This window comes from Bradyrhizobium sp. 23, from assembly GCF_023073295.1.
GTDB lineage: Bacteria > Pseudomonadota > Alphaproteobacteria > Rhizobiales > Xanthobacteraceae > Bradyrhizobium > Bradyrhizobium canariense_D.
Genome location: NZ_JADPJF010000116.1, coordinates 1 through 387, shown reverse-complemented (window position 1 = coordinate 387; position 387 = coordinate 1). Strand labels below are relative to the sequence as shown.

At 66.9% G+C, this 387-nt stretch carries 1 pseudogene; it reads right to left on the bottom strand.

Going from position 1 to position 387, the window contains the following annotated elements:
• Window positions 1-387: pseudogene (locus IVB32_RS28605) on the bottom strand (ATP-binding protein); the annotation flags it as partial.

The following is a 387-nucleotide window of genomic DNA, read 5'->3' as shown; positions in this document are numbered from 1 at the left end:
CCCTGTTCCACTCTCCAAAGGGCTGATTGGCGGTGATCAGCATGGAACGCCGCTCGTAGCGAGCGCTGATGAGCTCGAACAGCAGGCTGCGCCGGGCGGGCCGAACAGCAGCAGATTGGCGCCCTTGCCGAGCCAACCATCGCCGGCGGCGAGCGCGGTCACCTGTGCCTTGGAGATCATCGGCACAGCCTCGAAGTCGAAGTTGTCGAAGGTCTTTCCAGCGGGCAGCCGCGCCTCGACGAGATGGCGCTCGACGCGGCGGCGGCCGCGTTCGGCGATCTCGTGCTCGGCAATGGTGGCGACGAAGCGGGCCGCCGGCCAGCCTTCCTTGTCGGACTGCTCGGCAAATTGCGGCCACAGCACCTTGATGGCTGGCAGCCGCAACTC